Annotated in this window: 7 protein-coding genes; 2 read left to right on the top strand and 5 right to left on the bottom strand. The window is 69.3% G+C overall.

Features of this window, described 5'->3' with window-relative positions:
- Window positions 1-393: 393 nt before the first annotated feature.
- A complete protein-coding gene (locus tag ACT4N8_RS04040; protein WP_444856853.1) occupies window positions 394-1,671 on the bottom strand; it encodes an ABC transporter permease in 1,278 nt (425 codons plus the stop codon).
- Complete coding sequence (locus ACT4N8_RS04035; RefSeq protein WP_444856852.1) at window positions 1,668-2,618, bottom strand: ABC transporter ATP-binding protein; 951 nt, start codon at window positions 2,616-2,618, stop codon at window positions 1,668-1,670. The genes ACT4N8_RS04040 and ACT4N8_RS04035 overlap by 4 nt, the downstream gene beginning before the upstream one ends.
- A gap of 48 nt (window positions 2,619-2,666) precedes the next feature.
- On the opposite strand from ACT4N8_RS04035, the gene queG reads away from it, so the two are divergent.
- Entirely contained in the window at window positions 2,667-3,728 is a 1,062-nt protein-coding gene (gene queG, locus ACT4N8_RS04030; RefSeq protein WP_444856851.1) for a tRNA epoxyqueuosine(34) reductase QueG, read from the top strand.
- Here the strand turns inward: queG and ACT4N8_RS04025 are convergent.
- Window positions 3,703-4,083 (bottom strand): hypothetical protein, encoded by a 381-nt coding sequence (locus tag ACT4N8_RS04025; protein WP_444856850.1) that lies wholly within the window; start codon window positions 4,081-4,083, stop codon window positions 3,703-3,705. The two genes, queG and ACT4N8_RS04025, sit on opposite strands and share 26 nt — an antisense overlap.
- 132 nt (window positions 4,084-4,215) lie before the next feature.
- On the opposite strand from ACT4N8_RS04025, the gene ACT4N8_RS04020 reads away from it, so the two are divergent.
- Complete coding sequence (locus tag ACT4N8_RS04020; RefSeq protein ID WP_444856849.1) at window positions 4,216-4,638, top strand: VOC family protein; 423 nt, start codon at window positions 4,216-4,218, stop codon at window positions 4,636-4,638.
- Between the two features lie 3 nt (window positions 4,639-4,641).
- Here the strand turns inward: ACT4N8_RS04020 and ACT4N8_RS04015 are convergent, their stop codons facing one another.
- Together ACT4N8_RS04015 and ACT4N8_RS04010 are read right to left on the bottom strand one after the other, a co-directional pair.
- Window positions 4,642-5,133: a flavin reductase family protein gene (locus ACT4N8_RS04015; RefSeq protein WP_444856848.1), complete on the bottom strand. Its 492-nt coding sequence runs from the start codon at window positions 5,131-5,133 to the stop codon at window positions 4,642-4,644.
- The coding region (locus tag ACT4N8_RS04010) for an arginase family protein (RefSeq protein ID WP_444856847.1) at window positions 5,130-5,361 on the bottom strand (232 nt) is incomplete at its 5' end. The genes ACT4N8_RS04015 and ACT4N8_RS04010, both read right to left, overlap by 4 nt.

Below are 5,361 nucleotides of genomic sequence, written 5' to 3'. Positions count from 1 at the left end.
GAGTCGGCCTGATCAACCGGCCAAAGCGGGGAAGCGGCGCCGGGTTCGCCCGGAGCCGGCGGTCGGCGCGAAGCAATCATCCGGGAACGAATGAACGCGCGCGTCAACACCGAAGAGCCGGATTCATTAGCAGGCCCTTCCGGCAGACGCCTCGGCGTCGGCCGGCGGCATCCGAACCGTAAGGAGAGGGCGCCGCGCCACAGCCTTCCGCGAGGACGGAAGGACGGGGCCCGTACGGTTCTTCAAAGATGAAGTCTGGACGCTTTCGAATACCGAAAGCACAAAAGTCGTCCAGCCCCGGGTGCCGGTGGCAGGACGCGCCGGCCGCTCGCCTTCCTTCTCTCCCGAAGGGCGCTTTCGCGCGCCCGCGTCCGGGCTGAATTCCGATTCGCCCTAGTCCGTCGCGCGGCCGCGCCAGAAGCGCGGGCTGAAGAAAGATTCGCTCGACTGCGACTTGAGCACGGTGCGGCGGAAGAGGCGCGCCGAGATGCGAATGATCAGCACGATCCAGAGCAGGTGCCATGCGAGCGCGACGAGGTGCGGCCACAGCGCTTCCGATTCCGAGGCCATCGCGATCATCGCCATCGGCGAGCTGAACGGGAAGACATAAGCGAACCACATGAGCGCGCCTTCCGTGCGACCGACGACGGTCATCGCGAGCAGGAACACGCCGGCCTGCAGCATCGTCACCGGCATGGTCAGCGTCTGGATCTCCCGGATGTTGCTCGCCTGGCCGCCGATGCCGAGAAACAGCGCGCCGAGCAGCATGTAATTGACGCCGTAATAGAGCAGGACGAGCAGGATCAGGACCGGCCAGCCGACCGCCGGGCCGGCCTGGGGCAAGGTGATGAAATCCTGCACGACCTGCACGAAGAGATAGGCGAGGCCGGCGATGCCGCCCCACAAAGCGAGGCCGACGAACGAGATGCCGAGCATCGCGATCAGCTTGCCGAGGAATACCGCGTCGAGCGGCACCGCGGCGGCGAGCACCTCGATCACCTTGTTGGTCTTTTCCTCGGCGAGGTTCGACAGCAGCAAGGTGGCGAGAAGCACGGTGATGAAGAAGATGATGCCCATCACGGTGCGGGCGATGTCGCGGCGGATCGACTGGAGATTGCCCGCCGCCTGGGCGGTGACCACGCGTTCGACCGGCGCCCCGGCGCTCGACCGGCCCGCCGCCTCCAGCGCCGCGACCCGCCGCGCATCCTCGACGATCAGGCCGATCCGCTGGGCGAGCATTTCGTCGATCCGGCTCGGGCCGGTCAGGACCGGCCGCTCGATCGTGCCGCTCAGCACGGCCGAATATCCGCTCTCCTCGTCGGCGAGCAGATGTTGCGCCTGAACGGGGACATTCTCGGCGGGCGCCACCGTCTCGAGGACCGGGAAGCTGCGGTTGGGCCGCCCTTCGCGCCGCTCGCTGACAGGCGTCATCGCGTCGGCGAGCCGCTGCCGCGCCGCCGCGAACGCCTGGGCGGTGGCGGTATCGGCGACGACCGCGACGCGCGGCTGCGACGAGCTGGCGTCCGCGTCGTCGATCCAGATGCTGACGCCGATCATCACACCGAACAGGAGCAGCGGGACGACCAGGAAGAGGACGAAGCTGCGCGAGAAGACGGTCGCCATGAAATCGCGCCGCGCGATCACCCAGGCAGCCTCGAACACGCTCATCATGCGGCCACTTCCAGCTCGGCCGCTTCACTCAGCTCCATCTCGCGCGCGGCGGCCTCGCCGGCGATGGCGACGAAGGCGTCGTGAAGGCCGCGCCGCTCGATCGACAATTCCTCGATTCCCGCATTCCCTTCGAGCAGCGCCTTGAGCAGGGGCTCGACGCCTCCTTTCGGAAGCTCGAAATCCCAATGGCCGTCGGTCAGCACCGCGTCGGCCGGGAGCGCCATGCGCCACGGGCCGTCCTCGGCGCGGGTCTTCAAGCGCACTGTCGGCTGGAGCCGATCGCGCGCCTCGGCAACGAGCCCCTCGAAGCGGATCTGGCCGGCGGCGATGATCGCGATCCGCTCGCACAGCCGCTCGGCGTGGTGGATGACATGGGTCGAGAAAATCACCGTCGCCCCTGCCGCCGCCTCCTCGCGGATCATATGTTCGAGTCGGCCCTGGTTGATCGCGTCGAGGCCGGAAAAGGGCTCGTCGAGCACCACCAGCTTCGGCTTGTGGACGATCGTGCCGAACAGCTGGATGGTCTGGGCCATGCCTTTGGAAAGGCTCTTGATCGGCTTGTCGACATAGTCGCCGAGGCCGTTCTCCCTGAGCAGGCTCTCGGCCCGCTTGCGCCCGACCTCGAGCGGCAGGCCGCGCAGGGCGCCCATGAAGGCGATCGATTCGCGCGTCGTCATCGCCGGATAGAGGCCGCGCTCCTCGGGCAGATAACCGACGATCTTCGCCGCTTCGAGCGGGCGCTCGTGGCCGAGCAGGGTGCGCCGCCCCTCGTCCGGCTCGATGATCCCGAGCAGCATGCGAAGCGTGGTGGTTTTCCCGGCGCCGTTGGGGCCCAATATGCCGTAGATGCTGCCCTGCGGCACGGCGATATCGATGCCGCGCACGGCGGGCTTGCCGTCGAACGATTTGAAAAGGCCCTTGGCCTCGATGGCTAATTCGGCGCTCATTGCGAGCTTGTCTTCCCCCACGGACAAGTAAACTGGTAGGCAGAGAAAGTGTTGGAAGGCAAACACAAATTGCGCGCCGCGCTGGCGGAAAAAGCGCGCGAGCTGGGCTTTTTGGCGATCGGAGTCGCGCGCGCCGACGCCGCGCCGAAAGCGGCCGAGCGGCTGCGCGCCTGGCTCGCCGCGGGGGCTCATGGCGAGATGCTTTGGATGGAGGAGACCGCGGCGCGGCGCGGCTCGCCGGCGGGGCTGTGGCCGGAGGTCCGGAGCGTGATCGCGCTCGGCATGAGCTATGCGCCGGCGGGCGATCCGCTCGCGCTCGCCGGCAGCCCGGAGCGGGGGCGGATCTCGGTCTATGCGCAGGGCGGCGATTATCACGACCTGATCAAGAAGGCGCTGAAGGCGCTGGCCCGCTGGCTGATCGAGGAAGCGCCGTGCGAATTGAAGGTGTTCGTCGATACCGCGCCGGTGATGGAGAAGCCGCTGGCCGAGGCAGCGGGCCTCGGCTGGCAGGGCAAGCACACCAACCTCGTCAGCCGCGCGGACGGGAGCTGGCTGTTCCTGGGCGCGATCTACACGACCTTGAAGCTCGAGCCGGACGCGCCGCACGCCGAGCGCTGCGGCAGCTGCACCCGCTGCCTCGCCGCCTGCCCGACCGACGCCTTCCCGGCGCCGTTCCAATTGGATGCGCGGCGCTGCATCTCCTACCTCACGATCGAACATAAGGGGCCGATCCCGGAGGAATATCGCGAAGCGATCGGCAACCGCATCTACGGCTGCGACGATTGCCTCGCGGTCTGCCCGTGGAACCGCTTCGCCGACGCGGCGCGGGCGAACAAGGCCTTCCTCCCCCGTGCCGAGCTTGCCGCGCCCGCGCTCGCCGATCTGCTCGCGCTCGACGATGCCGGCTTCCGGCGGGTCTTCGCCGGCTCGCCGATCAAGCGGATCGGCCGCAATCGCATGGTCCGCAACGCGGCGATCGCGGCGGGCAATAGCGGCCGTGCGGAGTTGGTCGCGCCGCTACGTGCACTGGTTCAGGATGAGGACACGGTGGTCGCGGAGGCCGCGCGCTGGGCGCTCGACCGGCTCAGCGCGCCTCCCGCCGCCGGCTGAGCGCGGCGACGCAGGAGGAACGGTCCATCTCGCGCCCGTCGGGGAGGCGCGCGTCGATATGGGTGACGATCGGCTCGCCCCGGCCGCCGCGCGGCGGATAGAGATAGGCGTCGAGCACACAGGCGGGGCCGAGGAACTGAAGCTTGCGCGCGGGCCCCTCGCGCAGGTCGAGATCGGGCGGGCCGAACTGGGCGACGAGCGAGGCCGCGGTCGCGCCAAGCACGGCCTCCAGCCCGACCGGCGTGTAGGAGGTGGGCGGCGGCAAGGCGGTCGCGGGCGGCGCGGCGGCGGGCGGCGGCACGCACCCGGCGAGGCCGAGCCCGGCGAGCAGCAGCACCGCAGATTCCTTGCGCATTTTCCCCTCCCCTTCGGAGCGGCGAAGGAATCACGTTATGCCCGCCGCTTCAAGCCGAAGCGACCCATCGCGGCCACGGACCGCCGCACGCAAGCCCTCCCGATGCGCGGCGAAGCGGGCTAAGGAGCGCGCATGACCGACCTTCCGCCCTTCCACCTCGCCTTTCCGGTCCACGATCTCGACGCCGCGCGCGCCTTTTACAGCGGCACGCTCGGCTGCCCCGAAGGGCGGAGTGCGGCGGAATGGATCGACTTCGATTTCTTCGGCCATCAGATCGTCGCCCATCTCGCGCCGGACGCGGTCGCCGCCCGCGCGAGCAACCCGGTCGACGGCCATGACGTCCCCGTCCCGCATTTCGGCGCGGTGCTGGGCATGGCGGAATGGCAGGCGCTGGCCGAGCGGCTGCGCGGCGCGGACGTGGCGTTCGTGATCGAGCCGACGATCCGCTTTCGGGGCGAGCCGGGCGAGCAGGCGACGATGTTCTTTCGCGATCCCTCCGGCAACGCGCTGGAGATCAAGGCGATGCGCGATCCCGCCGGGCTGTTCGCCAAATAAGCCTCAGTCGCCGCAGCCGCCGTAGCGACCGTCCAGGTAGACGAGCGGGTCGATCTCGTCCCGCGACGTCACCTCCTCGACCAGGCCGATGAAGATCGAATGGGTGCCGAAGCGGTGATGATCGATCCGCCGGCAGAGGATCGTCGCCTGGGCGTCCCTGAGGCGCGGCGGGCGGACGCAATCATTCTCCCAGCCTGAGAGGAAGCGCTGCGCCTCCAGCCGCCGGTCGGCGAACATGGTCGCGACCTCGGCCTGATCGCGATGCAGGACGTTGACGCCGAAATGGACGACATTCTCGATCCGGGGATGGACCGCCGCGGCCTGGTTGACGCAGACGAGCAGGCTCGGCGGGTTCATCGACACGACCGAGACCGCGGTCGCGGTGATTCCCATCGGCTGGCCGTCGACGCAGATCGAGATCACGTTCACCGTCGCGGCGACGCGCCGCATCGCTTGCTTGAAAGCCTCGGCCAGCCGGGGATCGGTCGCGGTCATGGCGTGCGCCCAGCATAGCCGGCGAGGATCTCGCAGACCCAGCGGCCGGCGGTGAGCGCGCTGATGTCGGAGACGTCGAGGCTCGGGTCGAACTCGGTCAAGTCGACCAGGCGGACGCGGGGCTCGGCGGCGAGGCGGCGCGCGGCGCGGAAGAAATCGGCGGCGGGGAGCCCGCCCGGCCGGGCGCCCGGCGCGCCGGGACGCGGGGAACGGTCCATCACGGCGATG

This window comes from Sphingosinicella sp., from assembly GCF_052387495.1.
In the GTDB taxonomy this organism is placed as follows: Bacteria; Pseudomonadota; Alphaproteobacteria; order Sphingomonadales; family Sphingomonadaceae; genus Allosphingosinicella.
This window is presented reverse-complemented; position numbering and strand designations above follow the sequence as displayed.